General features: G+C 53.9%; 21 protein-coding genes. 7 read left to right on the top strand and 14 right to left on the bottom strand.

The window, feature by feature from the left end; all coding sequences use genetic code 11:
• The first annotated feature begins 25 nt into the window (after positions 1 to 25).
• The gene (locus QEN43_RS14855) at positions 26 to 2,617 is read left to right on the top strand and encodes an Rne/Rng family ribonuclease (RefSeq protein ID WP_317963375.1); all 2,592 of its coding nucleotides are present in this window, start codon (positions 26 to 28) and stop codon (positions 2,615 to 2,617) included.
• A gap of 262 nt (positions 2,618 to 2,879) precedes the next feature.
• Here QEN43_RS14855 and recN read toward each other — a convergent pair whose 3' ends face one another.
• The 3 genes from recN to bfr are packed head-to-tail and all read right to left on the bottom strand — an operon-like array spanning position 2,880 to position 5,980.
• Positions 2,880 to 4,568, bottom strand: a complete 1,689-nt coding sequence (gene recN / locus QEN43_RS14850; protein ID WP_026609151.1) for a DNA repair protein RecN — start codon at positions 4,566 to 4,568, stop codon at positions 2,880 to 2,882.
• A 2-nt stretch (positions 4,569 to 4,570) separates the two neighbouring features.
• A complete protein-coding gene (locus tag QEN43_RS14845) occupies positions 4,571 to 5,455 on the bottom strand; it encodes an NAD(+) kinase (protein WP_026609150.1) in 885 nt (294 codons plus the stop codon).
• A gap of 60 nt (positions 5,456 to 5,515) precedes the next feature.
• On the bottom strand, positions 5,516 to 5,980 hold the full coding sequence (gene bfr, locus QEN43_RS14840) for a bacterioferritin (protein ID WP_026609149.1): 465 nt from the start codon (positions 5,978 to 5,980) through the stop codon (positions 5,516 to 5,518).
• Between the two features lie 167 nt (positions 5,981 to 6,147).
• On the opposite strand from bfr, the gene hrcA reads away from it, so the two are divergent.
• From hrcA to ggt, 6 genes are all read left to right on the top strand, one after another.
• A complete protein-coding gene (gene hrcA / locus QEN43_RS14835; protein WP_036267805.1) occupies positions 6,148 to 7,206 on the top strand; it encodes a heat-inducible transcriptional repressor HrcA in 1,059 nt (352 codons plus the stop codon).
• Positions 7,207 to 7,299: 93 nt separating this feature from the next.
• Positions 7,300 to 7,932 (top strand): nucleotide exchange factor GrpE, encoded by a 633-nt coding sequence (gene grpE / locus QEN43_RS14830; protein ID WP_026609147.1) that lies wholly within the window; start codon positions 7,300 to 7,302, stop codon positions 7,930 to 7,932.
• Positions 7,933 to 8,009: 77 nt separating this feature from the next.
• Positions 8,010 to 9,938, top strand: a complete 1,929-nt coding sequence (gene dnaK / locus QEN43_RS14825; RefSeq protein ID WP_026609146.1) for a molecular chaperone DnaK — start codon at positions 8,010 to 8,012, stop codon at positions 9,936 to 9,938.
• 221 nt (positions 9,939 to 10,159) lie between these two features.
• Positions 10,160 to 11,305, top strand: coding sequence for a molecular chaperone DnaJ (dnaJ, locus tag QEN43_RS14820; RefSeq protein WP_026609145.1), 1,146 nt, complete (start codon positions 10,160 to 10,162; stop codon positions 11,303 to 11,305).
• Between the two features lie 68 nt (positions 11,306 to 11,373).
• Positions 11,374 to 12,180, top strand: a complete 807-nt coding sequence (dapB, locus tag QEN43_RS14815; RefSeq protein ID WP_026609144.1) for a 4-hydroxy-tetrahydrodipicolinate reductase — start codon at positions 11,374 to 11,376, stop codon at positions 12,178 to 12,180.
• Between the two features lie 26 nt (positions 12,181 to 12,206).
• Positions 12,207 to 13,952, top strand: a complete 1,746-nt coding sequence (ggt, locus tag QEN43_RS14810) for a gamma-glutamyltransferase (protein ID WP_051331422.1) — start codon at positions 12,207 to 12,209, stop codon at positions 13,950 to 13,952.
• Between the two features lie 268 nt (positions 13,953 to 14,220).
• Here the strand turns inward: ggt and galU are convergent, their stop codons facing one another.
• The 11 genes from galU to QEN43_RS14755 all read right to left on the bottom strand — a co-directional run bounded on the left by galU (position 14,221) and on the right by QEN43_RS14755 (position 25,067).
• Positions 14,221 to 15,099, bottom strand: coding sequence for a UTP--glucose-1-phosphate uridylyltransferase GalU (gene galU, locus QEN43_RS14805; protein WP_026609142.1), 879 nt, complete (start codon positions 15,097 to 15,099; stop codon positions 14,221 to 14,223).
• Between the two features lie 30 nt (positions 15,100 to 15,129).
• Complete coding sequence (cysC, locus tag QEN43_RS14800; RefSeq protein WP_026609141.1) at positions 15,130 to 15,723, bottom strand: adenylyl-sulfate kinase; 594 nt, start codon at positions 15,721 to 15,723, stop codon at positions 15,130 to 15,132.
• A 136-nt stretch (positions 15,724 to 15,859) separates the two neighbouring features.
• Entirely contained in the window at positions 15,860 to 16,165 is a 306-nt protein-coding gene (locus QEN43_RS14795) for a ComEA family DNA-binding protein (RefSeq protein ID WP_026609140.1), read from the bottom strand.
• A 491-nt stretch (positions 16,166 to 16,656) separates the two neighbouring features.
• Positions 16,657 to 16,944: an integration host factor subunit beta gene (locus QEN43_RS14790; protein ID WP_026609139.1), complete on the bottom strand. Its 288-nt coding sequence runs from the start codon at positions 16,942 to 16,944 to the stop codon at positions 16,657 to 16,659.
• A gap of 53 nt (positions 16,945 to 16,997) precedes the next feature.
• On the bottom strand, positions 16,998 to 18,668 hold the full coding sequence (rpsA, locus tag QEN43_RS14785) for a 30S ribosomal protein S1 (RefSeq protein WP_026609138.1): 1,671 nt from the start codon (positions 18,666 to 18,668) through the stop codon (positions 16,998 to 17,000).
• A gap of 107 nt (positions 18,669 to 18,775) precedes the next feature.
• Positions 18,776 to 19,444: a (d)CMP kinase gene (gene cmk / locus QEN43_RS14780; protein WP_317963374.1), complete on the bottom strand. Its 669-nt coding sequence runs from the start codon at positions 19,442 to 19,444 to the stop codon at positions 18,776 to 18,778.
• The gene (gene aroA, locus QEN43_RS14775) at positions 19,441 to 20,769 is read right to left on the bottom strand and encodes a 3-phosphoshikimate 1-carboxyvinyltransferase (RefSeq protein WP_317963373.1); all 1,329 of its coding nucleotides are present in this window, start codon (positions 20,767 to 20,769) and stop codon (positions 19,441 to 19,443) included. The genes cmk and aroA overlap by 4 nt, the downstream gene beginning before the upstream one ends.
• 7 nt (positions 20,770 to 20,776) lie before the next feature.
• Positions 20,777 to 21,646, bottom strand: a complete 870-nt coding sequence (locus QEN43_RS14770; RefSeq protein ID WP_026609135.1) for a prephenate dehydrogenase — start codon at positions 21,644 to 21,646, stop codon at positions 20,777 to 20,779.
• Entirely contained in the window at positions 21,643 to 22,758 is a 1,116-nt protein-coding gene (gene hisC, locus QEN43_RS14765; RefSeq protein ID WP_026609134.1) for a histidinol-phosphate transaminase, read from the bottom strand. Before hisC ends, QEN43_RS14770 begins: the two co-directional genes overlap by 4 nt.
• A 29-nt stretch (positions 22,759 to 22,787) precedes the next feature.
• On the bottom strand, positions 22,788 to 23,894 hold the full coding sequence (pheA, locus tag QEN43_RS14760) for a prephenate dehydratase (protein ID WP_026609133.1): 1,107 nt from the start codon (positions 23,892 to 23,894) through the stop codon (positions 22,788 to 22,790).
• A 9-nt stretch (positions 23,895 to 23,903) separates the two neighbouring features.
• Entirely contained in the window at positions 23,904 to 25,067 is a 1,164-nt protein-coding gene (locus tag QEN43_RS14755; protein ID WP_026609132.1) for a phosphoglycerate dehydrogenase, read from the bottom strand.
• Position 25,068: the final 1 nt, after the last annotated feature.

Raw genomic sequence — 25,068 nt, 5'->3', positions numbered from 1 at the left:
GGGGAACCGCTAAAGGATCAGCCGAATGAGAAGAATGTTAATCAACGCTACCCAACCCGAGGAACTTCGGGTTGCTCTGGTAGACGGACAAAAACTTTACGATTTTGATATAGAAATTCCTTCCAAAGAACAGAAGAAAGCCAATATCTACAAAGGTATCATCACACGAATCGAACCCAGTCTCGAGGCAGCTTTCGTCAATTACGGCGCGGAGCGTCACGGCTTTTTGCCATTCAAAGAAATCACACCAAATTATTTCGGTCACGCCGTGGATGAGGAGTTCTCCCGGCGCGATATCAAGGATTTAATCAAGGAAGGTCAGGAAGTCATTGTTCAGGTCGAGAAGGAGGAGCGCGGAAGCAAAGGCGCGGCATTAACAACGTATATCAGTTTGGCTGGGAGTTACTTGGTCCTGATGCCAAATAACCCGCGTGCCGGCGGCATTTCTCGACGTATCGAGGGCGACATTCGGTCTGACATGCGAGAGGTCATGAGCCAGCTCGAAATTCCGGAAGGGATGGGACTGATTGTTCGAACCGCTGGCGGCGGTAAATCGGCCGAAGAGCTGCAATGGGATCTCAATTATCTCTTGCAACTTTGGGAGGCAATCGACCGCTCAGCAAAGGAAAAGCCGGCGCCTTTCCTGATCTTTCAGGAGAGCAATGTGATCATTCGCGCACTGAGGGACCACCTCCGCAGCGACATCGACGAGATCCTGATCGATGATGTTGGCACTTTCAAGCTGGTACGCAGCTTCTTACAACAGGTCATGCCGCAGTTCATCCAAAAGGCAAAACTGTATCAAGATCCGGTTCCGCTATTTAGTCGTTATCAGATTGAAAGCCAAATCGAAACCGCTTACAGCCGCGAAGTCCCCCTGCCATCCGGCGGAGCCATTGTCATTGATCACAGCGAAGCACTGACTGCGATCGATATCAACTCCGCTCGCGCAACTAAAGGCGGCGATATCGAAGAAACTGCTCTGAACACGAACTTGGAAGCTGCCGATGAAATTGCGCGCCAACTCAGACTTCGAGACTTGGGCGGTTTGTTTGTCATCGACTTCATCGATATGATGGCGGCGCGCAATCAGCGCGCTGTAGAAAACCGGCTGCGCGAAGCCATCAAAGCGGATCGCGCGCGAGTTCAAATCGGCCGAATTTCCCGCTTCGGCTTGCTGGAAATGTCTCGCCAGCGGCTCCGCCCGTCGTTGGGCGAGTCTAGTCTACTCACCTGTCCGCGGTGCAACGGGCAAGGTTCCGTGCGAAGCGTACAATCGCTGGCTCTCTCGGTGCTGCGGATCATCGAAGAAGAGGCGATGAAAAAAAATACCGAGAAGGTTATCGCTCATTTACCGATCGACTCTGCTACGTACTTGCTTAACGAAAAACGCTCGGCTATCGCGGATATCGAAAAGCGCCACCAAGTCAGCGTTATCGTAGTGCCCAGCAAGCACCTGGAAACGCCGGCGTACGAAATCCAGCGTGTGCGAAGCACCGGCACGGAAGAGGAAAGCGACCGAAAACCCAGTTATCAGATGTTCCGCTCGGCTGAACCCGAGCTCCCCCGATTTACGAGGGAATCCGCATCGGTCAGCCCTGAGCCGGCCGTCAAGGAATTTCTACCTACCCACCCTGCACCAATCTCTGGAGCCAGCAAACAGGCTGCAGGAGGCTTCATCAAACGATTTTGGTCTATTTTGACCGGAAGCAAGATCGACGAAGAAACGGAGAGAGCAAGCCAAAAGCCTAGATCAACATCTTTGCAGGCGGCTCAGCCGCAGCCTTATCGACCCGCCGAGGTCAAGGAACGCCAACATTTCATTGGTGGAGAAATCCTTGAACCGCGAGAGCCTGAAACTCGCACGATTGTTCCGGAGAAACAGGAGTCCAGCAACGGCGACAACCGAATCCGAGATCAGTCAAGGCGCGCGGGATCACGGAGAAGGCGCTCTAGAAGGGGCGAATCTGGCTTAGCACGCGATGGCCAACCAAGTCAGTCCCGAGACTTTGTCCCGGAGAGGGCCGAGGAAGACCTTCTGCGGATGGAGGAGAGCCTGACGATTAGTCATGAATCGACAAATGAAGAATCGCCCCAAGCCATAATGGCCGTGCCAACGCCCAGCGATGAGACTTCAACCGTGGATGAACTGACCGGCACGTCGCACGAACGCGAGGAAAATTCCGAAGCGCCAATCATCTACCTGCCACGGTCTATAGCACCAGAAGAAAATCTAGCCGAGCGGGAAGACGCTAGGTCAATCCACATGCCTGCCATCGGAACCGTTGAGCTCGAGTCCGTTTCGGAGAACAAAGAAGAAATCGAAGCGGAAAATTCGAATCCCGAAGTCAGAAAATCACCTCGCCGGTCTTTAGCCAGACGTCGGGGGCGCGGCAGACGGGACAGGAGATTTGGCGTCAAGCGTATTGAATCTGGTGAAGGACTAGAAGATGCCACGGCGCCTCAGGACGATCACCATGAAACAAGCGAGAATTTATCGGCAACCGACGACAACCGCTATTCCGACGGGTACCAGCCAACTGAAGAGAGCAGAACCACGGCCACCGTCATCGTACCTGACAATTCAAGTGTGGAAAACGGCACGGAGTTAGATTGACCTTAGGGAACAAAATAAACGCTGGCGGAATGTCGCGCAGTTCAACCGCGCGACATTCCGCCCATGCAACTTGCAGTCAGCATCAAAGCGGCCGGCGTGGTTTATACCTCATGCTCGGAGTGCGTGTGCGTAGACTGTTCTCCTCTGAGCCCTTAGGCGGGCGTGTCCTGAGCTTAAAGTCAATGGGTTCAGGATAAGCCCGTTGACGGCCTTCTTTTTTGCCACTACTGAGATCAAACTCTTGACCGAAGTTGGACCGCACTTACACCTCCAACTCGCTCTGTAAGTGACTGTCCAACATCTCCTCGGCATGCGCTAAAGTTTGCTCCGTTACCCGGATTCCACCGAGCATACGTGCAATCTCGCGCTTTCTGTCCTCACGAGACAATTTTCGGACGATCGATCGCGTGATGCCGTCAGCGTTAACCTTTTCCACTAATAAATGGCAATGGCCTTGAGCCGCCACCTGAGGCAGATGGGTCACGCAGAATACCTGCCTCCCCAGAGCGAGCGCGCGCAACTTTTGACCGACAATCTCGGCTACTCGTCCGCCGATTCCCGTATCGACCTCATCAAATATCAGGCTTGGAACGGTCTTAGAATCCGTCGCCGCCACCTGAATGGCTAAACTGATGCGTGACAACTCGCCGCCAGACGCGACTTTGGCTAAAGGACGCGGCGGCAAGCCCGGATTGGCGCTTACCAGAAACTCTGCATGATCCCACCCGAGGGGTGTTGGTTCTTTCGCGCTCTCGGTTCTTACTTCCACCACAAATTGGCCTTGTGGCATACCCAATTCCTGGATCACCTCGGAAATACGCGACTGCAATGTACAGGCAGCGGCTTTTCGGCGTTCGGATAATGCGTCGGCGACTTTCTGATAATCTGCGAGAATCCGCTGAAGCTCCGATTCTAAGGCTTCGATTCTTTCAGATTCATGCACAATACTGCTTAACTCAGAGCGTAAGGAATCGAGCCGTTCAGGCAATTCTTCCGGCCGCACTTGGTGTTTTCGGGCAAGACTATGGATATCGCCGAGGCGTCGTTCTAGCCAATCGAGACGCCCGGGGTCCGTTTCGACTCGATCGAGCTGACGACGAAGCTGCAACGCCGCTTCCTTGACATACACTTGCGCTTCATTTAGGAGAGCCGTCGTTCCTTCCATTTCAGGGGCCAGTCGGCTTAAGTCCGATAAGGCATGGATGGCTTGCGCCAATTGCGCGTTGACCGAGCGGCTCTCGTCTTCGTAGAGAAGGTCGAGCTGTGCCTGACCGGTGCTGAGGATTTTGCCGACATTGGCAAGTAAGGTATGCTCTTCGATCAGCGCCCCATAGTCGAGGCCAGCAATGTCATGCTGTTCCAGTTCCTCGATTTGGTACCGCAACAACTCTTCCCGCGCAGCTTGATCCCGAGCAGAACCGGTGAGTGTATCCAGCTCTGCCCGAACGCGCCGCCAATGCTCATAAAGATCGCCCGCCCGCATCAGCAGCGCTTCGTTCCCAGCTGCCTCGTCCAATAACCGGCGTTGTTCCGCCGCCTTTAGAAGATGCACATGAGCATGCTGACCGTGTATCTCAACCAGATTGGAGCCTAATTCCTGAAGGGCTTGCAAGGTCACCGGGCGACCATTGACGAACGCCTTAGAGCGGCCGTCCTGACCGATTACCCGCCGAATCAGACACTCACCGTCCTCTAATAATTCATTTTTCTCTAGCCAACGAAGCGCATCGGGCGCGTCATCCAGAGCAAACGAAACATTGATTTCGGCACGGGCCGCTCCGGGGCGAACAAACCCGGAGTCGGCGCGATCACCCAAAGCCAGTCCGAGCGCAGTCAATAATATTGATTTTCCGGCTCCTGTTTCGCCGGTCAGCACAGTGAAGCCCTGCTCGAATTCAATTTCGAGCAATCTGACAATAGCCAAATCTCGGATGCTGAGATGGACGAGCATAGTCAGCTTCGATAACCGGAACTCCAGTTGAGCTTGGCTCTCAGGATCTCGAAAAAATCGTAATCCAGCGGATGAAGGATGCGAAAAGCCTCGGGTTCCCTTCGAATCTCAATCCGATCCTCGAGTTCCACACCGGGAATCGACACATTGTCGCAAACGACCTGCACTTTAAACTGCTTGCCGGGCCTGAACGCAATCTCAACGACACTCTCATCAGCCACAACAATCGGGCGATTCGTTAAGGTATGCGGGTTAATTGGCGCCAATACGATCGCTTTAAGTGTAGGATGCAGAATCGGCCCTCCAGCCGAGAGCGCGTAAGCGGTAGACCCTGTAGGAGTCGATACGATTAGCCCGTCCGAGCGTTGTGAATTCAGAAAGACACCGTTAATCGACGTCTCGATTTCAATCATGCTGGCAGCGTTCCAGCTATGGACGACCACTTCATTGACCGCAGTCTGCTCGTGAATTACGCGATCGCCGCGCCAAATCTTCGCCCGAAGCAGGAAGCGTTCGTCGGCGCTGTAGCGGCCCTCAAGAATTTCATCCAGCTTGGCACACGCGTCGGACGGAGAAATATCCACAAGAAATCCGAGTCGCCCAAGATTGATTCCGATCAGTGGAATATTGAACTTCACCAGCACACGCGCAGCCGATAACAGTGTGCCATCACCCCCTACAACAATCGCTAGGTCGCAACGCTGCCCCACTTCGGAAACGGTGCATGTCTCCGGTGAAAAATCGGCTACAAAATGAGCGCAGCCCCTTTCCACCCATACACACAGACCTCTCCCGACAAGATACCGGTAAAGTCCAGAAAGGGTTTCGGCAATGCGTGGTGCGTCGGGCTTTCCGACCAAGGCCACGTTCCGGAAAATAGACGACATAGGTTTTCGATGCAGCGAATTTCCGGTGTACCTGTAAACCTGGCCAGCCCGTACCGGAATCTACATTTGAGACTGCAGATAATTCTGCAGACCGACTTTTTGAATCAATTCCACTTGAGTCTCAAGCCAGTGGACATGCTCTTCCTCGTCTTCGAGTATCTCTTCCAGAAGATCTCGGGATACGTAATCTCCGGCTTTTTCGCAGAACTCGACGGCTTCCCGCAGCGAAGACGTACTTTGAAGTTCCAATTGAAGGTCACAACCAAGCGTCTCTTCCGGGTTCTCGCCGATTTTCAAATGTCCTAAATCCTGCAAATTCGGCAGTCCCTCAAGAAACAATATACGCTCGATCAACTTATCGGCACGCTTCATCTTGCCGATCGATGCGGCGTATACGCGTTGACCGAGCTTTTCCAATCCCCAGTTCTTGTGCATTCTCGCGTGAAGGAAGTACTGGTTGATGCCGGTCAACTCGTTACCGAGTACGCGATTGAGATAGTTGAGGACCGTCGAGTCGCCTTGCATGAATGTCTCCTTGGAGCCGCTTGCGTCTGCCCACAAAGTTCGACTACATCTTAGATTAGACGCGCGTTGAGCGATATGGTATGAGCTTCTTGACACATTATCTAGGGGTTGCTAATTTTCTAGCACTCGATGGTTTCGAGTGCTAACCCTGCCATTCGAGGATACCGGTGCCTAAATATCCCCAATTGAGCGAACGAGCACAGCACTTGCTTAAAGTGTTGGTGGAGCGCTATATCGGTGAAGGCCAACCGGTCGGTTCGCGTGCCTTGGCTCGCGAAACCGGGCTAAATTTAAGCCCGGCAACCATCCGCAACATCATGGCGGACCTTGAAGATATCGGGTTGGTCACGTCGCCGCACACATCGGCTGGACGCATGCCAACAGTGACCGGCTACCGTTTTTTCGTCGACACCTTGCTGACTATTAAGCCTTTGCAGCAAGAGATCGTCCACCAGCTTCGCCAAGAACTAAGCACCCAGGAAGACCCCCAAGACTTGATCGACGCGGCATCTCGCGCGCTTTCGGAAATCACACATATGGCGGGTCTAGTAATGCTGCCGCGCCGAGAAAGCGTTGCCTTCAAACACATTGAATTTATCCCGCTGTCCGAACAACGCCTTTTGGTCATCTTGGTAACGAATGAGCAAGAAGTCCACAATAAGATCATTCACACGTCTCGCCAATTCTCTGCTGCCGATCTGCAAGCGGCGGCGAATTTCCTCAATTCCACTTATGGCGGCAAGGATTTGAGTGCAATTCGCGAGAGTCTATTCAATGACTTGCAGGAAATGCGGAACCGGCTGAGTCAGGAAATTATAGATGCAGCTGAGTTTGCCGATTTAGCAATCAAAGAGAGAGGAAAACGTCGGAAGCCGTTTGTTCTGACCGGCGAGTTCAACCTGATGGATTTTGCCGATTTGGCCAACATGGAACGGCTTCGTTCGTTATTTGAAGCATTTCATCAGAAGGAAGACCTAGTTCACCTGTTAGACCGCTGCCTGGAAACTCCTGGTGTAAAGATCTTCATCGGCGAGGAATCAGGTTATCGTGCATTGGACCAGTGCAGCCTCGTAACCGCATCTTATTCAATGAATGGAGAAACGGTAGGCGTACTGGGCGTCATCGGTCCCACTCGCATGGCGTATGAACGGGTTATCCCGTTAGTCGACGTCACAGCGAAATTGTTGGGGGCCGCCTTGAATCAAAAATCACTGTCCCCATCTTAATCTTTAATTCATTCATTAATTCACTTTGGTAGAAATAGCTGACCTGGTGCGTAGACGCACCAGGTTCGCTGTTTTTTTAAACGGAGCGTATCTATGAGCAAAGACCAGGCTTCGCCCGAATCGACGCCCAACGCACCAGATCAAGCGACTCAACCCGCATCTGTCGATGCGCCAATCGAGACGAAAGAAACCGAAAAGAAAGAAGGTATTATCGAACCGGCTCCAATCGAACAACTTGCGGAACAATTGGCTGAAGCAACTCGGCGGGCAAATGAAAACTGGGATAAGTTCCTTCGAACACAGGCCGAGTTGGAGAACCTGCGCCGCCGTTCGGAAAAGGAACTCCAGAATGCCAACAAATATGCGCTCGAGAAATTTTCGAAAGAGCTGCTGAACGTGGTTGATAGCCTCGAACTGGGCCTACAAGCCGCTGCAGGAGAAAGCACGGACGTGGCGAAATTGCGTGAAGGAATGGAACTCACGCTAAAGCAGTTGAATACGGTACTGGAAAAATTCGGTATCAGAGCCGTGGACCCAATGGGCGAAAAGTTTAATCCCGACTTGCATCAAGCCATGGCGATGCAGCCGGCTGCGGACAGCGAGCCCAACACGGTGATAAAGGTTTTCCAGAAAGGCTATCTCCTACATGATCGCCTGTTGCGTCCGGCCATGGTGGTGGTCGCCCAAGCCGCCGTAGAACCCACACGTATCGACGAGCAAGCTTGAAATCCGCATGGCCGCCCCCACATTAGCGCTAAATCCACATCCTTCCCGACAAGCTATCGATTAATTTGGAGAATTAAATGGCGAAGATTATTGGCATCGACTTGGGCACCACCAATTCCTGTGTGGCCATTCTCGAAGCGGGCAAACCGCGCGTGATCGAAAATGCCGAGGGCGCTCGCACCACCCCTTCAATAGTAGCCTTCACGCCCGACAATGAAGTATTGGTGGGGCAATCCGCTAAACGGCAGGCGATCACCAATCCGAAGAACACCCTATACGCGGTCAAACGCCTCATCGGACGCCGGTTCAAGGATTCCGAGGTACAAAAAGACATACATCTCGTTCCTTACAAGATCGTCGAAGCCGATAACGGAGACGCTTGGATCGAGGTTAATGGCAAAAAGATGGCGCCACCGGAAATCTCGGCACGCGTGTTGATGAAGCTGAAAAAGGATGCCGAAGCGTTTCTGGGCGAAGAGGTTAAAGAGGCGGTCATTACGGTACCGGCTTACTTTAACGACTCCCAGCGCCAGGCAACAAAAGATGCAGGTCGCATCGCCGGGCTCGACGTCAAACGTATTATCAACGAGCCTACCGCGGCAGCGATGGCCTTTGGTTTGGATAGAAAGCACGGAGACGTTAAAGTTGCCGTCTACGATCTCGGCGGTGGTACGTTCGACATATCCATCATCGAGATTGCCGAGGTCGACGGAGAGCATCAGTTCGAAGTACTTTCCACCAATGGCGACACTCACCTGGGTGGCGAAGACTTCGATCTGCGCATCATCGATTACATCTGCGACGAGTTCAAAAAGGAAAACGGCATCGACCTGCATAACGATCCGCTGGCCCTGCAACGTCTGAAAGAAGCGGCCGAAAAGGCCAAGATCGAGTTGTCGTCGAGCCAACAAACCGACATCAACCTGCCCTACATCACGGCCGATGCCAGCGGGCCCAAGCATCTCAACATGAAGCTTACGCGCGCCAAGCTCGAATCCTTGGTCGAAGATTTGATTCAGAAGACTAGAGGACCGTGCGAAACCGCACTCAAGGATGCCGGCCTCAAGCCCAGTGAAATCAATGAAGTCATTCTCGTCGGTGGGCAGACGCGTATGCCGAAGGTGCAGGAGTTTGTGAAGGAAATCTTCGGCAGAGAAGCGCGCAAGGACGTCAACCCGGACGAAGCGGTAGCGCTGGGGGCAGCGATTCAAGGCGGCGTTTTAGGCGGACAGGTCAAAGACGTACTGCTTTTGGACGTCACGCCGTTGTCGCTAGGTATTGAAACCCTCGGCGGCGTCATGACCAAGCTGATCGAGAAAAATACCACCATTCCGACCAAGACCAGTCAGGTCTTCTCCACGGCCGAAGACAACCAGACTGCGGTGACCATTCACGTCCTGCAGGGCGAACGCGAAATGGCCAAAGACAATAAGTCTCTCGGCAAATTCGATCTGACCGATATTCCGCCGGCTCCACGGGGCATACCGCAGATCGAAGTGACCTTCGATATCGATGCCAACGGCATCCTGCATGTCTCGGCCAAGGACAAAGCAACTGGCAAGCAGCAGTCGATCCGTATTACCGCCTCCAGCGGTCTGAGCGAAGAGGAAATCAAGCGCATGATCAAGGATGCGGAACTACATGCGGAAGAAGACAAGAAACTGCACGAATTGGTCACTGCACGCAATAATGCAGATGCCATGATTCATGCGACGAACAAGACACTGCGTGAACTTGGCGATAAGGTGACGGCTAGCGAGCGTAGCGAGATTGAAGCAGCGATCAGCGAGCTGAAAACCGCGATGAGCGGTGACAACAAAGCCGAAATCGAACGAAAGACGGAACGCTTGACTGAACTTTCGGGTAAACTGGCCGAACGTTTATACCAACAGAAAGGCGAGACGGCAGGTTCGACCGGCGCAGAGACGGAACCAAAGGCGGAATCCAGAACCACAGAGGATGTTGTCGATGCCGAGTTCGAAGAGGTGAAAGAGGATCAGAAATAAAGCGTTCTGTTGCTTGGTATCAAACCGAGCCTCGGGTGCGGATGAGCAAAAACCGAGTATCCACTGCCCTTCGCCTTCAACGCTATGCATGACACGGTTGCGTTCCGGCGGGGGAGTACCGATGGTCAAGTTGAACGTTGGAGTATTTGAGGCAAATTCGGCTGCATACTGCGTTTTGATCCCAATTCAGCCGCAGGCGAAGCCCTGCGGCTCTTTACGTTATGGCGAAAGAAGATTATTACCAACTTTTGGGCGTGCCGCGTAACGCGAGCGATAGCGAGATCAAAAAGAGCTTTCGCCGCTTGGCAATGAAATATCATCCCGATCGCAACCGGGACAATCCAGGCGCGGAAGAACAATTCAAGAAGATCAAGGAAGCCTACGACGTACTTTCGGATCCGAAGAAACGCGCCGCTTACGACCAATTTGGCCATGCCGGCGTCGACCCGTCCATGGGAGCGGCCGGAGGATTCGGATTCACTGGCGAAAGCTTCAGCGACATCTTTAGTGACGTTTTCGGGGACATTTTCGGTGCTGGTACCGGCACGAGCCGAAGGCGGGGTACCCGCGCCCAACGCGGCGCCGATCTTCGTTACAACCTGGAAATCACTCTTGAAGAAGCGGTGGCCGGAACGGAAGTCAAGATTCGCGTTCCGACTTTCGTCACCTGCAACGAGTGTAACGGCACCGGAGCCAAAAAAGGGAGCGGTCCCACGACTTGCGCGACATGTCAAGGCCATGGCGCCATCCGCATGCAGCAAGGCTTCTTTGCCGTTCAACAGACTTGTCCGACCTGTCACGGCACAGGTCAACAAATCAAGGACCCTTGCCGTGTCTGCCACGGCTTAGGACGCGTCCAGGAAACCAAGACCCTGTCGGTCAAAATTCCACCCGGCGTAGATACCGGGGATCGCATACGTTTGGCGGGCGAAGGCGAAGCGGGAGAATTTGGCGGGCCCCCAGGTGATCTGTATGTGCAAATCTCGGTTAAGGAACACCCGATTTTCACCCGCGATGGCGCCAATCTCTATTGCGAAGTGCCAATCAGTTTTCCGACCGCGTGCTTGGGCGGCGAACTTGAAGTGCCGACACTTGATGGCAAGGTTGTACTTAAGATTCCACCGGAAACGCAAACCGGAAGGCTGTTCCGGCTTCGGGGTAAAGGGGTAAAACCGGTGCGCGGAGGTCCCCCGGGCGACCTCCTGTGTCGAGTCCGCGTCGAGACGCCGGTGCATCTCAACAAGGAGCAGATTGAACTCATCAAGAAGCTGGACGAGTCCCTGAGCGGCGGCGGCAGTCACCACAGTCCACAAGCCCATAGCTGGTTCGATGGCGTAAGGCAGTTCTTCGATAAGCTCGGACTTTAGAGGCGACCGTATCTGGCAGCGAGCACCCGCCGCGCAAAAAATTTTAGCCAAATCTCGAGAATGTCATCATGATCAAAGTTGGAATCGTCGGCGCCGCTGGCCGTATGGGACAAGCCTTGATACGCGCCTGTCTTGGCACCAACGGTATGTCATTGACAGCCGCCGTGGAGCGAAAAGACAGCCCCGCAGTAGGGAAGGACGCCGGGGAGTTAACGGGCATACCCAGGCTAGATCTTCCTGTGATTGGCGACCTGCGTAAAGCCATTTCAAATCTCGATGTGGTCATCGACTTCACCCGCCCCGACGCTACGATGGAACACCTCGCGATATGCCGTGAGTACGGTAAGCGGATCGTCATCGGGACGACTGGGTTCACGTCCGAACAGAGAGCCACCATCGAACATAGCGCACGCGATATTCCCATCGTCTTAGCGCCGAACATGAGCGTGGGAGTCAATCTCTGCTTCAAGTTATTGGAAATCGCCGCCAAAGTCATCGGCGAGCAAGCCGATATCGAGATTATCGAAGCACACCATAGGCACAAGGTGGATGCGCCTTCCGGAACCGCGTTACGCATGGGTGAGGTCGTGGCCGCGGCACTTGGCCGCGATCTGAACGAATGTGCCGTTTACGGACGCGAAGGCTATACCGGCGAGCGTGAACGCAAGAGCATTGGTTTTTCCGTCATCAGGGCGGGCGATATTGTCGGCGAGCACACTGTCATGTTCGCCGACGAAGGCGAACGTGTCGAAATTACCCATAAGGCCTCCAGCCGCATGACCTTCGCCAAGGGCGCTATGCGCGCAGCAAATTGGCTTATGGATAAAGCACCGGGAATTTATGACATGCAAGACGTGCTCGGGCTCAAGACCTAGTCGTCGCGCAGCCCAACGCCTTGACAATGCATAATCGTAACCGTCCATACTTGCGGTGCTTAGACTGCCAGTTCGATGCATTAAGGCTCATTATCCAATCGTTTTCCAAACCCGGCCTGATTCGACTCGCACTCTGTCTCATTATTGTTTTCCCTGTAGCGCAGGCCTCCCCACCGCAAGCCGCTATTGCTAGCGCACACCCACTCGCTACGGAGGCCGGTTTTGAAATCCTGGAAAAAGGCGGTAATGCCTTCGATGCTGCGGTAGCGGTCAGTGCAGCACTCGCGGTCGTCGAGCCGGCGGGATCGGGGCTCGGCGGCGGCGGGTTTTGGCTACTTCATCGTGCGGCCGACGGTAAAACGGTGATGCTGGATGGTCGGGAGCGCGCGCCTCTAGAGGCTCGCCCGGACATGTACCTCGACGAGCAGGGAAAACCAGTACCCGACAAATCCATCAATGGGGCCCTATCAGCCGGTATTCCGGGTATGCCTGCTGCGCTCGTACATCTTTCCGAACATTACGGACGCCTTCCGCTAACCACGAGCTTAGCGCCGGCTATTCGTTATGCTGAAAACGGATTTCCCATCGGCAAACGTCACCATCGCTTGCTATCTTTTCGCGTCGATATATTACGTCGCTCGAAGGCTGCGTCCGATGTTTTTCTAATCGAAGGTAATGTGCCTGACGTCGGCACGCTCTTGGTGCAGAAAGACCTTGCCAATACACTCAAGCAACTCGCCACATCTGGAAAGAAAGGATTTTACAATGGTGATTTTGCTAAAAAGTTAGTCGAAGGTGTACGAAATGCCGGCGGCATTTGGACGCTGAGAGATCTGTCCGAGTACCGTGTTGTCGAGCGGCAGCCGATTCAGGGCTTTTACCGCGGAATCCGCATTACCGCACCGCCACCACCTTCTGCCGGCGGCGTCGGGCTGATCGAGATGCTGAATATCTTGTCCGGCTATGATCTCCAAGTGGTCGACGAGTCCACTCGCAAGCATCTTATCGTGGAAGCGATGCGACGTGCCTATCATGACCGCGAGCGGTTTTTGGGCGACCCCGATTTCGTCACGATCCCTTTGCAGCGGTTGATCAGCCCCAATTACGCTGCCGGACTTCGCGCGTCAATACGTCCCGACAGAGCGCTGCCCAGCGATTATTTGAGTCACGCCAACCTCCCGGAACCGGATGGCGAAAACACGACGCATTTCTCGATTCTAGATAAGGAGGGTAACCGAGTCTCCGCTACACTGAGCATCAATTATCCTTTCGGTTCCGGATTCATGGTCCCGGGTACGGGCGTATTGCTAAATGACGAGATGGACGATTTCGCCGCTCAGCCCGGCACCGCGAATGTTTACGGGTTGGTTGGAGGACAGCCGAACACTATCGCCCCGGGCAAACGGATGCTGTCCAGCATGACACCGCTCTTTGTCGAGGACGCGTATCGGATCGGTATCATGGGAACCCCAGGCGGTAGCCGTATCGTCTCGATGATGTTGTTGGCGGTTCTCGATTTTGCCGAAGGTCGTACACCAGAATCCTGGGTCGCTGTCCCCCGATTTCACCACCAATACCTGCCGGATGTTATCCAATACGAACCGAGCGGACTGACCGAGAACGAGCAGGCAGAACTCAAAAAACGGGGCCATAAATTGAAAGCTATAGACCGCCGATACGGAGACATGCAAGCCGTGCTATGGAATAAGAGCACTAACCGTGTTTACGCGGCAAGCGATCCACGAGGCGAGGGACTGGCGAAGCTGAAATAACGGGTTCCGCGTTTGAAGTCAAGTCTACGCCCCGCCCGCGTCTTTCGACGGCTAATGCGTTTTCAATCGGGTTCGTATAGGAAACAGCCCTGGCGGAAGTCGTTGCCACCTTCAGCCAGGCTGGATCAACTGCAATTCCGTAGGTCGGCCATCCGTTGGCAACGAACCCCTGTCTCCAACTGCAACACCGGAAGGGGATGCCCTACTTACTCGTGAGGTGCCTTGTGCAGGCAGTATGAGAATGCTCTAGACGGGGATCTATGCTCGCTTAAGAAAGTTCGAGGTTTGCCAAATAGTCTTTGAAGCTCGCGCTCAACTCGGGGTGTTTCAGACCCTGTTCAACGGTTGCAATTAAGTATCCGAGTTTGGAACCACAGTCGTAGCGCTTGCCATGGAATTCATAAGCCAAGACCGGTTCCTCGTGCAGAAGCATTGCAATTGCATCGGTAAGTTGAATTTCACCGCCCGCGCCTTTTTGCACGTTATCAAGCTTGTCGAAAATAGCTGGGGTCAGAATGTACCGACCAACAACAGCTAAATTGGAAGGCGCGTTCTCAGGCTTCGGTTTTTCGACGATCTGCTCCAACTTTCCGATGTTGTGTTGAATCATATTGGCCTTAACAATGCCGTAGCTTTGGGTCTCCGCAGGAGAAATTCGTTCAACCCCAAGAACGGAACACTGCCATTCGTCGAACACGCTGACCATTTGGGACAAACAACCGGTACTCCCATCATCGATCATGTCGTCAGCCAGCAACACGGCAAACGGTTCATCTCCGATCACCGCCCGCGCACAATTGACGGCGTGTCCCAAACCCAGGGCTTCCGCCTGTCGGATGTAAACGCAGGTAACGTGAGGGGGTACGATGTTTTGAACGATTCGCAAAATTTCGGACTTCCCACGATTGGCCAACTCTGTTTCCAGTTCGTAAGCCTTATCGAAATGATCTGAGATCGCCCTTTTCGTCCGGCTCGTTATAAACACCATGACATCGACTCCAGCCGCAACCGCCTCTTCGACTGCATACTGGATCAACGGCTTGTCTACAATAGGCAACATTTCTTTGGGACTTGCCTTGGTTGCCGGAAGAAATCGAGTTCCCAAACCCGCTACTGGAAAAACAGCTTTTCGTACGATCCTTTTCATTCTCTGCTCTTGGTTGAACAAAAATACAGCTTAAATTTTGCGTCTATCCTCAAGATACCGCATTACGGTTTGTGCACACGTTTCCAGAGAATCAACCCCGGAATGCAAGACGATCTCAGGGTTCTCCGGTGGTTCATACGGCGAGGAGATGCCTGTGAAATCAGGGATTTCGCCCAGTCTAGCCTTCTTATATAGACCTTTTGTATCTCGCTTTTCACACACATCCACCGATGCATCGCAGTAAATTTCGATGAAATCCTCCTCACCGACAAGTGATCTCACCATTTGTCGATCCTGCCGAAACGGGGATATAAAAGCAGTCAGGGCAATCACGCCTGCATCGACAAATAGCTTACTCATCTCTCCTATGCGGCGGATGTTTTCCCGTCTGTCTTCTATGCTGAAACCTAAATCAGAGCAAAGTCCGTGCCGAACATTGTCCCCGTCGAACACATAGGTGCGACACCCTCGTTCGAATAGCAAATCTTCGATCCGGTGAGCTAAGGTTGACTTTCCCGCACCGGAAAGTCCGGTAAACCACAAAACAAAACTTTTATGCCCGTTAAGCTGCTCTCGTTTTTCCCGTGTTACGGATGCCTTGTGCCAGACGATATTTGAACTCATAGAAATCACTTTCGCTGCCGTTGGTTCTCTCGAGTATTGTAGCTTCGAGTTCCATAGCACTCACCAGCAAGCGCCAATCTTTTTTTAAAAAAAAAGCTCCATAAAGGAGCTTAGCAATCGAAAAGACTATTGTGATCTACTTGCCCTTCGGAGGCGCCGCCGGCGGGTTTTGCGTATCCATACCTATAATGATCTTGTCCCGGTTTTTCTCGATAGTAGCCTGGCCGATGCCTTTGACGCGTCCCAGGTCCTCGATTGACTTAAATTTTCCATTTTTTTCACGGTCCTGAACGATCGCTTCCGCTTTTGCCTTGCCTACCCCGGTCAGAACTTCGGCGATCTGCTCCGCCGTTGCGGAATTGATATCCACCTGTTCGGCTGACGCGCACCAGGCAAAACCGATAAGCAATAAAGCTACGATGAGTTTTACAAGCCTTGCCATTATTTCTACTCCTTTAGTAATTAGGTATTTCTAAAGGTAGCAGCTAAAGCCTGTTACACAACCTAACTTTCTGTAAGTATTTACGGATTTTTTTGTAAGCTTTTACTGACGCTTGTGAGCGACAACATCACATGGTCCGATACGTAACTGCGCGCCACCGCACCTACTTTTCGAGGAAGCTCCGACCACCACATCTCGGCAGAATAATCAGGCCAGGAGAAGAGCCAAAACCGTTCACGCCTTGCAATAACGCGCGAGGCCAACGAGTGAGAAACAGGAACTTGAGTTCATCTTCCCGCGCTTCATTTCTCGCCTCCTTCCCTGAAGGTGAAAAAACGCGCGTTGTGGCCGCGTAGAATCTCTAACGAATAAACTGAGAGGACGCTGAAGACGCTGAACAGGAAATTTCAAACGCCACAGCAGCCAAGTACGATGCCGCGGAGCCCGTCAAAGGCCCCTGCAGACGAATGAGGTAAGTAAGTAGGAACGACTCAACTCCGCGACTGATTGACTCGGTCTCGCAGCTCTTTGCCTGGCTTGAAATGAGGTACGAATTTGGATGCTAATTCCACTGCATCGCCTGTCTTTGGGTTACGTCCGATCCGTGGAGGACGATAATGTAGTGAAAAGCTGCCAAATCCTCTGATTTCGATCCGCTCCCCTGAGGAAAGAGCGTGGGTCATATGCTCGATCATTCCTTTTACAGCCATCTCAACGTCCTTGAACGGAAGATGGCTGTATTTTTCTGCCAAAAGATTGATCAATTCTGACTTTGTCACTGTCATTTCCATGAGTGGCAGGGAGCCGCACACGGCTCCCTAGTCTGACCTGACTATTTATTTTCCATCTGTTCCTTGAAGATATCTCCCAACGTCGGCATGCCGGACGCAGATTGCTGAGCGTATCCCTTGATCGCCGCAGCCTCCTCCTCTTGATCTTTGGCTTTGATCGAAAGCGTAATCAACTTGTTTTTCTTGTCGACGCCAATGAATTTTGCCTCGATCTCATCGCCCACTTTCAATTGGGTGCGGGCGTCTTCTACTCGATCGCGAGAAATCTCGGAAGCGCGGAGATAGCCCTCTACGCTATCGGCCAACGTAACTATTGCTCCTTTTGCATCGACCTCTTTGACGACGCCCTGAACGACACTGCCCTTCTCATGGGTCGCTAAATAATTCTGGAAGGGATCCTGCTCCAGCTGCTTGATACCAAGAGAGATACGCTCCCGCTCAGGATCAATGGCCAGAATGACGGTTTCCACTTCGTCGCCTTTTTTGTACTGTCGGATCGCCTCTTCGCCCGGTATGGACCAGGAAATATCTGACAGATGAACGAGGCCATCAATAGAGCCTTCCAATCCGATGAAAATACCAAAATCCGTAATGGACTTAATATTCCCCTTAATTTTATCGCCCTTCTTGTGGGTCGCAGCGAACTCTTCCCACGGGTTAGGCTTACACTGCTTCATGCCTAGCGAAATGCGACGACGTTCCTCGTCGATATCGAGCACCATGACCTCAACTTCCTCACCCAGCTGGATCACCTTGGCCGGGTTGACGTTCTTATTGGTCCAATCCATCTCGGAAACGTGAACGAGGCCCTCGACACCCTCTTCCAACTCGACGAAACAGCCGTAATCGGTAAGATTGCTAACCTTACCGAAAAGCCGAGTACCCGGCGGATAGCGACGTGCGATATTCAGCCACGGGTCTTCTCCCAACTGCTTCAAACCAAGCGAGACCCGGTTCTTTTCCTGATCGAATTTCAGTACCTTAACCTGAATCTCCTGGCCGATCTGGACGGCTTCGGAAGGGTGCCGCACTCGCTTCCATGCCATGTCCGTAATATGAAGAAGACCGTCAATGCCGCCCAAGTCGATGAAGGCACCGTAATCGGTAAGGTTCTTTACCACACCCGTAACGATAGCGCCTTCCTTTAGGCTTTCGAGCAGCGCTTCCTTCTCGGCACTGAATTCGGACTCCACGACGGCTCGACGGGAAAGCACGACGTTGTTGCGCTTCTGGTCGATCTTGATAACCTTGAATTCGAGATCGCGTCCCTCGAGATAGGAAGTGTCGCGCACTGGGCGCACATCGACCAGAGAGCCCGGCAAAAAGGCGCGAAGCGCACCGATGGCCACGGTGAAGCCGCCGCGTACCTTACCGGTGATTCGACCGACCACTGTTTCATTGTTCTCGTACGCTCGCTCAAGCTCCTGCCACGCCTTCATCCGCTTTGCCTTGTCACGGGACAAAAGCGTGGACCCAAGGCCATCTTCCAGCATATCGAGCGCCACCTCGACGGTGTCGCCAACCTGTACCTCGATTTGCCCGTCCGCATTCAGGAACTGCCATTTCGGAATGACGCCTTCCGACTTCAAACCAGCGTTGACCACGACCACATCAGGGCCTATATCGACCACAGTGCCGGTAATGATGCTGCCTGGCCGCATCTCCGCCTGACGCAGACTCTCTTCAAACAGTTGTGCAAAGCTTTCGCTCATAAAACGATCTTGGTTCTAACAGCCAAGTCTCCCTGGCCGCTTGGGTTAAATGGTTGAACATATTGCCGAACAAAGCCGGCAACACCTAAAAATTACCGATTAAGATCTCACTTACCGCCTACAATATCGAGACAACGGGCGATAACTTGATCAATCGTGAGATCGGACGAATCAATCAGAACAGCGCCATCCGGTATAATCAGCGGCGCCTCGGTACGTTCCTTGTCGCGCCGGTCCCGTTCTTCAATCTCTTTCGTTAAGCGTTCAAGGTTAACATCAGCCCCCTTCTCTTTCAACTGCTTATACCGTCTTTTTGCGCGCACCTCCGCGCTGGCGGTGAGAAAGATTTTGTAAGGAGCATCCGGGAAAACGACAGTGCCCATGTCGCGCCCGTCGGCAACTAGGCCGGGTTCACGCCGAAAGTCTCGCTGCTTCTGGAGAAGCGCCTGCCGCACAGGGCCATAGGCGGCAATCTTCGAAGCCGTGCTGCCGCATTCTTCCGATTGGATTTGATCAGTAATTTCCCGGCCGTTCAACAGTATACGCGGCGGGTCATTCGTCTCGAATTCAAGTTCCATCGAAGACGCGATTTTGACGACGGCATCGATATCGTTGGGATCGACTGCTGCTTGCGTGACCGCCAGTGCCAAGGAACGGTAGATAGCCCCGCTGTCCAAAAAATGCCAGCCCAGTTTTTTTGCCAATGCGCGGCTCACCGTTCCTTTACCGGCACCGCTAGGCCCATCGATGGTAATTACCGGCACCTTCATCGTCATATGATCTCGCCGCAAATGGCCGTAATATTCAAGCCCAGATCACGTGCTAACTCCACAAAATTCGGGAAGGACGTATTGACGTTGGCGCAATCGTCGATTTCTATAGGACCATTGGCACGCAGCGCGGCAATCGAAAACGCCATTGCAACGCGATGGTCACCGTGGGAATCGACTTTTCCTCCGGATAGTTTTCCGCCCCGAATGATCATCCCGTCAGGCGTCGGTCGAGCATCAATCCCTAATGTCTGCAAGCCGTCGGCCATCACTTGAATACGATCGCTTTCCTTGACGCGCAGTTCCTCGGCACCACTCAATCGAGTTTCGCCCTCAGCGCAAGCCGCAGCGACAAATAGAACTGGAAACTCGTCGATCGCTAACGGTACCAGCTCTTCCGGAATGTCTATGCCGTTGAGGCGACTCGATCGGATGCGTATGTCCGCGACCGCCTCCCCCCCGATCTCTCGGGGATTGAGGACCTCGATATCAGCCCCCATCAGGCGCAGAATCTCGATGACGCCGGTACGCGTCGGATTGACGCCCACGTGCTTTAGCGTAATGTCGGCACCCTCTCCTATCGCGGCGCCGACCATAAAAAATGCGGCCGATGAAATGTCGCTGGGCACATCGATGTCGCGGGCGACGAGTTTGCCACCCGACCGTATACACACGGTATCTCCGGCACGGACTACCGGATAGGAAAATCCGGTGAGCATACGCTCGGTATGATCGCGTGTCGGTGCCAGCTCTCGCACGCAGGTCTGACCGTCCGCATAGAGTCCTGCCAAGAGCAGGCAGGATTTGACCTGGGCGCTAGCTACCGGCATGTCGTAGTGGATTCCTCTCAGCCGTCCCACCCCCTTGATTCGGAGGGGGGCAGTGCCCGCATCGGTGGTCTCCACCACCGCACCCATGGCGCGCAACGGCTCGGTAACCCGCTTCATGGGACGTCGGCACAGAGATGCGTCGCCAGTCAAAACTGTGTCAAACCGTTGCCCTGCCAGCAACCCGCAGAGAAGGCGCATCGATGTACCCGAGTTCCCCAAATATAAGGGCTCTTTCGGCGCTTGCAGCCCATGAAGCCCCACACCTCGAATCGAGACCAACCCGTTTTCGGGTCCGTCGATCTCGACGCCCATTGCCTGAAACGCATTCATGGTGGCGAGGCAATCCTCCGCCTCCAAAAAACCGGCGACACGAGTCGTGCCCTCGGCAAGCGCCCCGAACATGATCGATCTATGAGAGATGGATTTATCCCCGGGTACGCGGGCTTCTCCGCGAAGTGTACCGCCGGGCTGCACGCGAAAACTGATCGTGTCGTTCTGCATGGATATGCTATTTTTCAAGTTGATCTAAGAATCGTTGCCGAGCGCCGCGAGCATCGACAAACAAAGCAAAAAGTTGGTCCGTGGCCCCCTTCTCGATCAGGCTGGCGGCCACGGCTAACTCCTCGCGGAACTGGTGGATCAGAGGTAGGATCTCCCGTCGGTTTGCGAGGCAAATATCCAGCCACATTTTCGGATCGCTCGATGCAATGCGGGTGAAGTCTCGAAATCCGCCGGCGGCAAACTGAAAAATCTCTTGCTGTTCGTCTTTCTTCCCCAACATGTTCGTCAGAGCGAACGCTAGCACATGGGGTAAATGGCTGGTTGCGGCCAAGACCTCGTCATGATGAGCGGGCTCCATTTGGTAAACCTTCGCGCCCATCGATTGCCAAAGACGCTCGACCCGCTTCACGGCTGAAGGCGATGTGGTCTCGAGAGGCGTCAGAATGACCCGCTTGCCCTGAAACAAATCAACCGTCGAAGCCCCCACTCCGCTTTTTTCGGCTCCTGCGATCGGATGCCCGGGTACGAAATTGTCGGGAACTTCACCGAAAACTCTTTTGGCGGATTCGATGACACTGCATTTCGTGCTGCCAGCGTCCGTCACAACTGCTTCGGTCGGCCAAATCGCTTTCAAGGCGTTGAAAATGACATCAAAGCTTCCGACCGGGGTGGCTATCATGACCATATCGGCATTTGCCGCGCCTTTTGCCACATCAGAAAAGCCGACGTCGATGACGCCCCATTCCAATGCACTTCGCAAGTTATCGGCGTCGGCATCGACGCCTACGATCTCATGGCACAATTCTTTGGCACGGGCAGCGCGCGCCACTGATCCGCCGATCAGCCCTACGCCGATAATGCATAAACGATTGATCATAGCGCCAGAACGCGATCCAGCGCGTCGAGGAAAATCCGGTTTTCTTCCTCGGTACCGACGGTCACGCGTAAATGATTGGGCAAACCGTAATTGCCGACCGGCCGGACGATAACGCCCTGTCGTAGCAGCGCGTCGTAAACCGGGGTTGCCGGTTTCGCGACGTCAACAGTAACAAAGTTGCCGACCGACGGAATAAAGCTCAACTCGCGCGCGGCAAAAGCTTCACACAGTTGAACCAATCCGGCTCGATTCAGATTCACGGAGTGGATCAGATGCTCCTCGTCCTCGAGTGCGGCCTTGGCGGCTTCCAAGGCCGCCGAGTTGACGTTGAACGGTTGCCTTACACGATTTAAAAGGTCGGCGATCGACGGGCTCGACACGGCATAGCCGACCCGAAGCCCTGCCAGCCCATAGGCCTTGGAGAACGTGCGCGTAACGATCAAATTGGGAAAATCGGGCAGCCACGCAATGCAATCTGGATAATCCGGGGCATCGACATACTCGAAATAAGCCTCGTCCACTACCGCGACAACATCTTTCGGGAGGTGGTCGAGAAAACCGCGTAACTCCGATTTCGTCAAATAGGTCCCGGTCGGATTATTGGGATTGGCGATGAAGACCAGCCGTGTCGTTTCGTCTACCCGTTGCGCCATGGCCTGCAAATCATGGCCATAACGAGGCCCGCGTGAACCGTCATGGGCCGGTGCAACGGCAGCCTTCGCGCCGACGGCCTGGGTCACGATGGGGTAAATTGCAAAAGCATACTCGGAATAGATCGCTTTCGACTCAGCGGATAGGAAAACGCGGGCCACCAATTCCAGGACGTCGTTGGAACCGTTACCCAAGGTAATCTGTTCAGGCCGCACATTGAGTTTGGCCGATAAAGCAGCCTTGAGCTCGAAACCGCCGCCGTCCGGATAAAGATGGCTCTCGGATAGCGCGCGACGGGCTGCTTCGAGCGCCTTAGGGCTCGGTCCGCGCGGGTTCTCGTTTGACGCCAATTTGACGATAGTGGAAAGTCCCAGTTCCCGCTCCAATTCGCTAATGGGTTTACCAGGCAGATAAGGGGTGAGCGCCCGAACTCCGGGAGCAGCTAGGTGTTCTACTTTCATGGAAGCGAGTCGAGTACCGGGATCAAGCATCAAAACGAGGCTCGAGGGTAAGAGCCCAAGATTTTCAACATGGTGACACTTTTCTCAACATCCTTTAAGGCTTCCGCCAATCGAGGATCGTCGCGGTGTCCTTCCACGTCGATGAAAAAAACATAATCCCACGTCCCCCGTCGAGACGGCCTAGACTCGATTTTAGTCATGCTGATGCCATGTCTGGCAAACGGCTCGAGAACGGCATAAAGAGCACCGGGGTTGTTCCGGGTCGAAAGAAGCAATGAGGTCTTGTCGTTTCCGGTGGCGCCGACTGGGTTTCGTCCGATAACCAGAAATCGCGTGGTATTGTCGGGTTCGTCCTCGATGTTGCGCTCTAGGATAGTGAGTCCGTACAGCTCGGCCGCCACTTCCCCTGCTATGGCTGCGGTATTCGGCATAACCGCGGCCAGTCGCGCCGCCTCGGCGTTGCTGCTCACGGGCGTCCTCCGAACGTTCGGAAGATAACGATCCAGCCATCCTCGACACTGCGCAAGTGATTGCTGATGGGAGAAGACTTCCCGTATCTCCTCCGAACTGCTCACCGTACTCATCAGGTTGTGATGAATCCGCAACCCCACTTCGCCGGCGATGAGCAAAAAGGACCGGAGAAAACTGTCCAGGGTATGCGTGATCACACCCTCGGTCGAATTTTCGACGGGCACCACGCCGTATTGGCAAGCGCCGCTTTCAACGGCTCGGAAAATCTCGTCGATGGTAGGTAAAGGCAGCGCCTGAATGGCATGACCGAAATGTTTATATGCGGCCTGCTGCGTGAACGTGCCTTGGGGTCCCAGAAAAGCAACGGCCAGCGGTTTTTCCAAAGCCAGGCATTCCGACATCAACTCGCGGAAAAAACGGGTGACTGCCTCTTGGCTCAGAGGTCCGCGATTGTTTTCGGCAATACGGCGCAACACTTCCGCCTCCCGTTCAGGACGGTGAAAACAATCGACCTCGCCAGCGGCAGTTTTGATCTCGGCGACTTGCTGAGCACAGCGAGCACGCTGATTCAATAGATCCAAGATGCGATCATCGATCGCATCGATCTCCTTACGGAGCTGAAGCAACGCAGTATCAGCAGTCGATGATTTATTCGAATTCGCCATGACAACTCGTTATATGACGCGGGCCGAGAGCACTCCCTTGATGGCACGGATGCGTTCCAGCGTTTCCGGCGGAACCTCGGAATTAAGGTCGATGAGTGTATATGCGAGCTCTCCTCTCGACTTGTTCAATAAATCGAGAATATTGAGGTTGGCATCGGCCAGCGCACTGGAAATCTGCCCCACCATATTGGGCACGTTCTCGTTGGCTATTCCTAAGCGGATGCCTTCGGTACGCGGCATGACCACGTCCGGAAAATTGACTGAATGCCGGATGTTGCCGTTTTCCAGGAAATCCCGTATCCGATCGGCCACAAAAACCGCACAGTTCTCTTCGGCTTCGGCCGTAGAGGCACCGATGTGCGGAAGGACGATCGCTCGCGGATGCTTGAGCATAACGCGCGAGGGAAAATCGGTCACATACGCCGTGAGGTGGCCCGTGTTCAAAGCGTTGCAAACACTGGCATCGTCCACGATGCCGGCACGGGAAAAATTAAGCAAAACGGCGCCTTTTTTCATGATACCGATCCGCGCGGCATTCACGAGGTGGCGCGTCTGATCGTTCAGGGGCACATGAAGCGTGAGAAGGTCGACTTTGGCGATCAAATCGTCAATGCTTGCGGCCCGCGCAACCGACGAAGACAACTGCCAAGCGCTTTCGACCGTTAGCAGAGGATCGTAACCGATCACGTGCATACCCAAAGCCACCGCCGCATTCGCTACTTTGACACCGATCGCCCCCAACCCCAAAACACCCAGAGTCTTGCCCGCCAGCTCAAAACCCGCAAATTGCTTCTTATGCTTTTCCACCTGATGATGAATGACTTCGTCGTCACCCTCCAGCTGGCGGGCAAAATCCCAAGCGGCGCAAATATTCCGGGCCGCCAGCAGCATGCCCGCGATGACCAGCTCTTTCACGGCATTGGCGTTGGCACCCGGAGCGTTGAACACTGGAACGCCGCGCTTCGAATACTCGGCGACAGGAATATTGTTGACCCCGGCCCCAGCGCGCCCCACCGCCTTGACCGATTCGGGAATCGGCACGCCGTGGAGGTTATGTGAACGCAACAGGATAGCGTCCGGATGCTGTATTTCCGACGCAACCTCGTAGCGGTCGCGGGGCAATCGCTCCAGACCGGCTATCGAAATGTTGTCGTACGTGAGAACCTTGAACATC

Source organism: Methylocaldum szegediense (genome assembly GCF_949769195.1).
Classification (GTDB): Bacteria; Pseudomonadota; Gammaproteobacteria; order Methylococcales; family Methylococcaceae; genus Methylocaldum; species Methylocaldum szegediense.
This window is presented reverse-complemented; position numbering and strand designations above follow the sequence as displayed.

Bases quoted from the DNA above. Each gene is read 5' to 3' on its own strand.
- QEN43_RS14855 (WP_317963375.1), top strand. From the start codon at position 26: ATGAGAAGAATGTTAATCAACGCTACCCAACCCGAGGAACTTCGGGTT.
- recN (WP_026609151.1), bottom strand. From the start codon at position 4,568: ATGCTCGTCCATCTCAGCATCCGAGATTTGGCTATTGTCAGATTGCTC.
- QEN43_RS14845 (WP_026609150.1), bottom strand. From the start codon at position 5,455: ATGTCGTCTATTTTCCGGAACGTGGCCTTGGTCGGAAAGCCCGACGCA.
- bfr (WP_026609149.1), bottom strand. From the start codon at position 5,980: ATGCAAGGCGACTCGACGGTCCTCAACTATCTCAATCGCGTACTCGGT.
- grpE (WP_026609147.1), top strand. From the start codon at position 7,300: ATGAGCAAAGACCAGGCTTCGCCCGAATCGACGCCCAACGCACCAGAT.
- dnaK (WP_026609146.1), top strand. From the start codon at position 8,010: ATGGCGAAGATTATTGGCATCGACTTGGGCACCACCAATTCCTGTGTG.
- dnaJ (WP_026609145.1), top strand. From the start codon at position 10,160: ATGGCGAAAGAAGATTATTACCAACTTTTGGGCGTGCCGCGTAACGCG.
- dapB (WP_026609144.1), top strand. From the start codon at position 11,374: ATGATCAAAGTTGGAATCGTCGGCGCCGCTGGCCGTATGGGACAAGCC.
- ggt (WP_051331422.1), top strand. From the start codon at position 12,207: ATGCATAATCGTAACCGTCCATACTTGCGGTGCTTAGACTGCCAGTTC.
- galU (WP_026609142.1), bottom strand. From the start codon at position 15,099: ATGAAAAGGATCGTACGAAAAGCTGTTTTTCCAGTAGCGGGTTTGGGA.
- cysC (WP_026609141.1), bottom strand. From the start codon at position 15,723: ATGAGTTCAAATATCGTCTGGCACAAGGCATCCGTAACACGGGAAAAA.
- QEN43_RS14795 (WP_026609140.1), bottom strand. From the start codon at position 16,165: ATGGCAAGGCTTGTAAAACTCATCGTAGCTTTATTGCTTATCGGTTTT.
- rpsA (WP_026609138.1), bottom strand. From the start codon at position 18,668: ATGAGCGAAAGCTTTGCACAACTGTTTGAAGAGAGTCTGCGTCAGGCG.
- cmk (WP_317963374.1), bottom strand. From the start codon at position 19,444: ATGACGATGAAGGTGCCGGTAATTACCATCGATGGGCCTAGCGGTGCC.
- aroA (WP_317963373.1), bottom strand. From the start codon at position 20,769: ATGCAGAACGACACGATCAGTTTTCGCGTGCAGCCCGGCGGTACACTT.
- QEN43_RS14770 (WP_026609135.1), bottom strand. From the start codon at position 21,646: ATGATCAATCGTTTATGCATTATCGGCGTAGGGCTGATCGGCGGATCA.
- hisC (WP_026609134.1), bottom strand. From the start codon at position 22,758: ATGAAAGTAGAACACCTAGCTGCTCCCGGAGTTCGGGCGCTCACCCCT.
- pheA (WP_026609133.1), bottom strand. From the start codon at position 23,894: ATGGCGAATTCGAATAAATCATCGACTGCTGATACTGCGTTGCTTCAG.
- QEN43_RS14755 (WP_026609132.1), bottom strand. From the start codon at position 25,067: ATGTTCAAGGTTCTCACGTACGACAACATTTCGATAGCCGGTCTGGAG.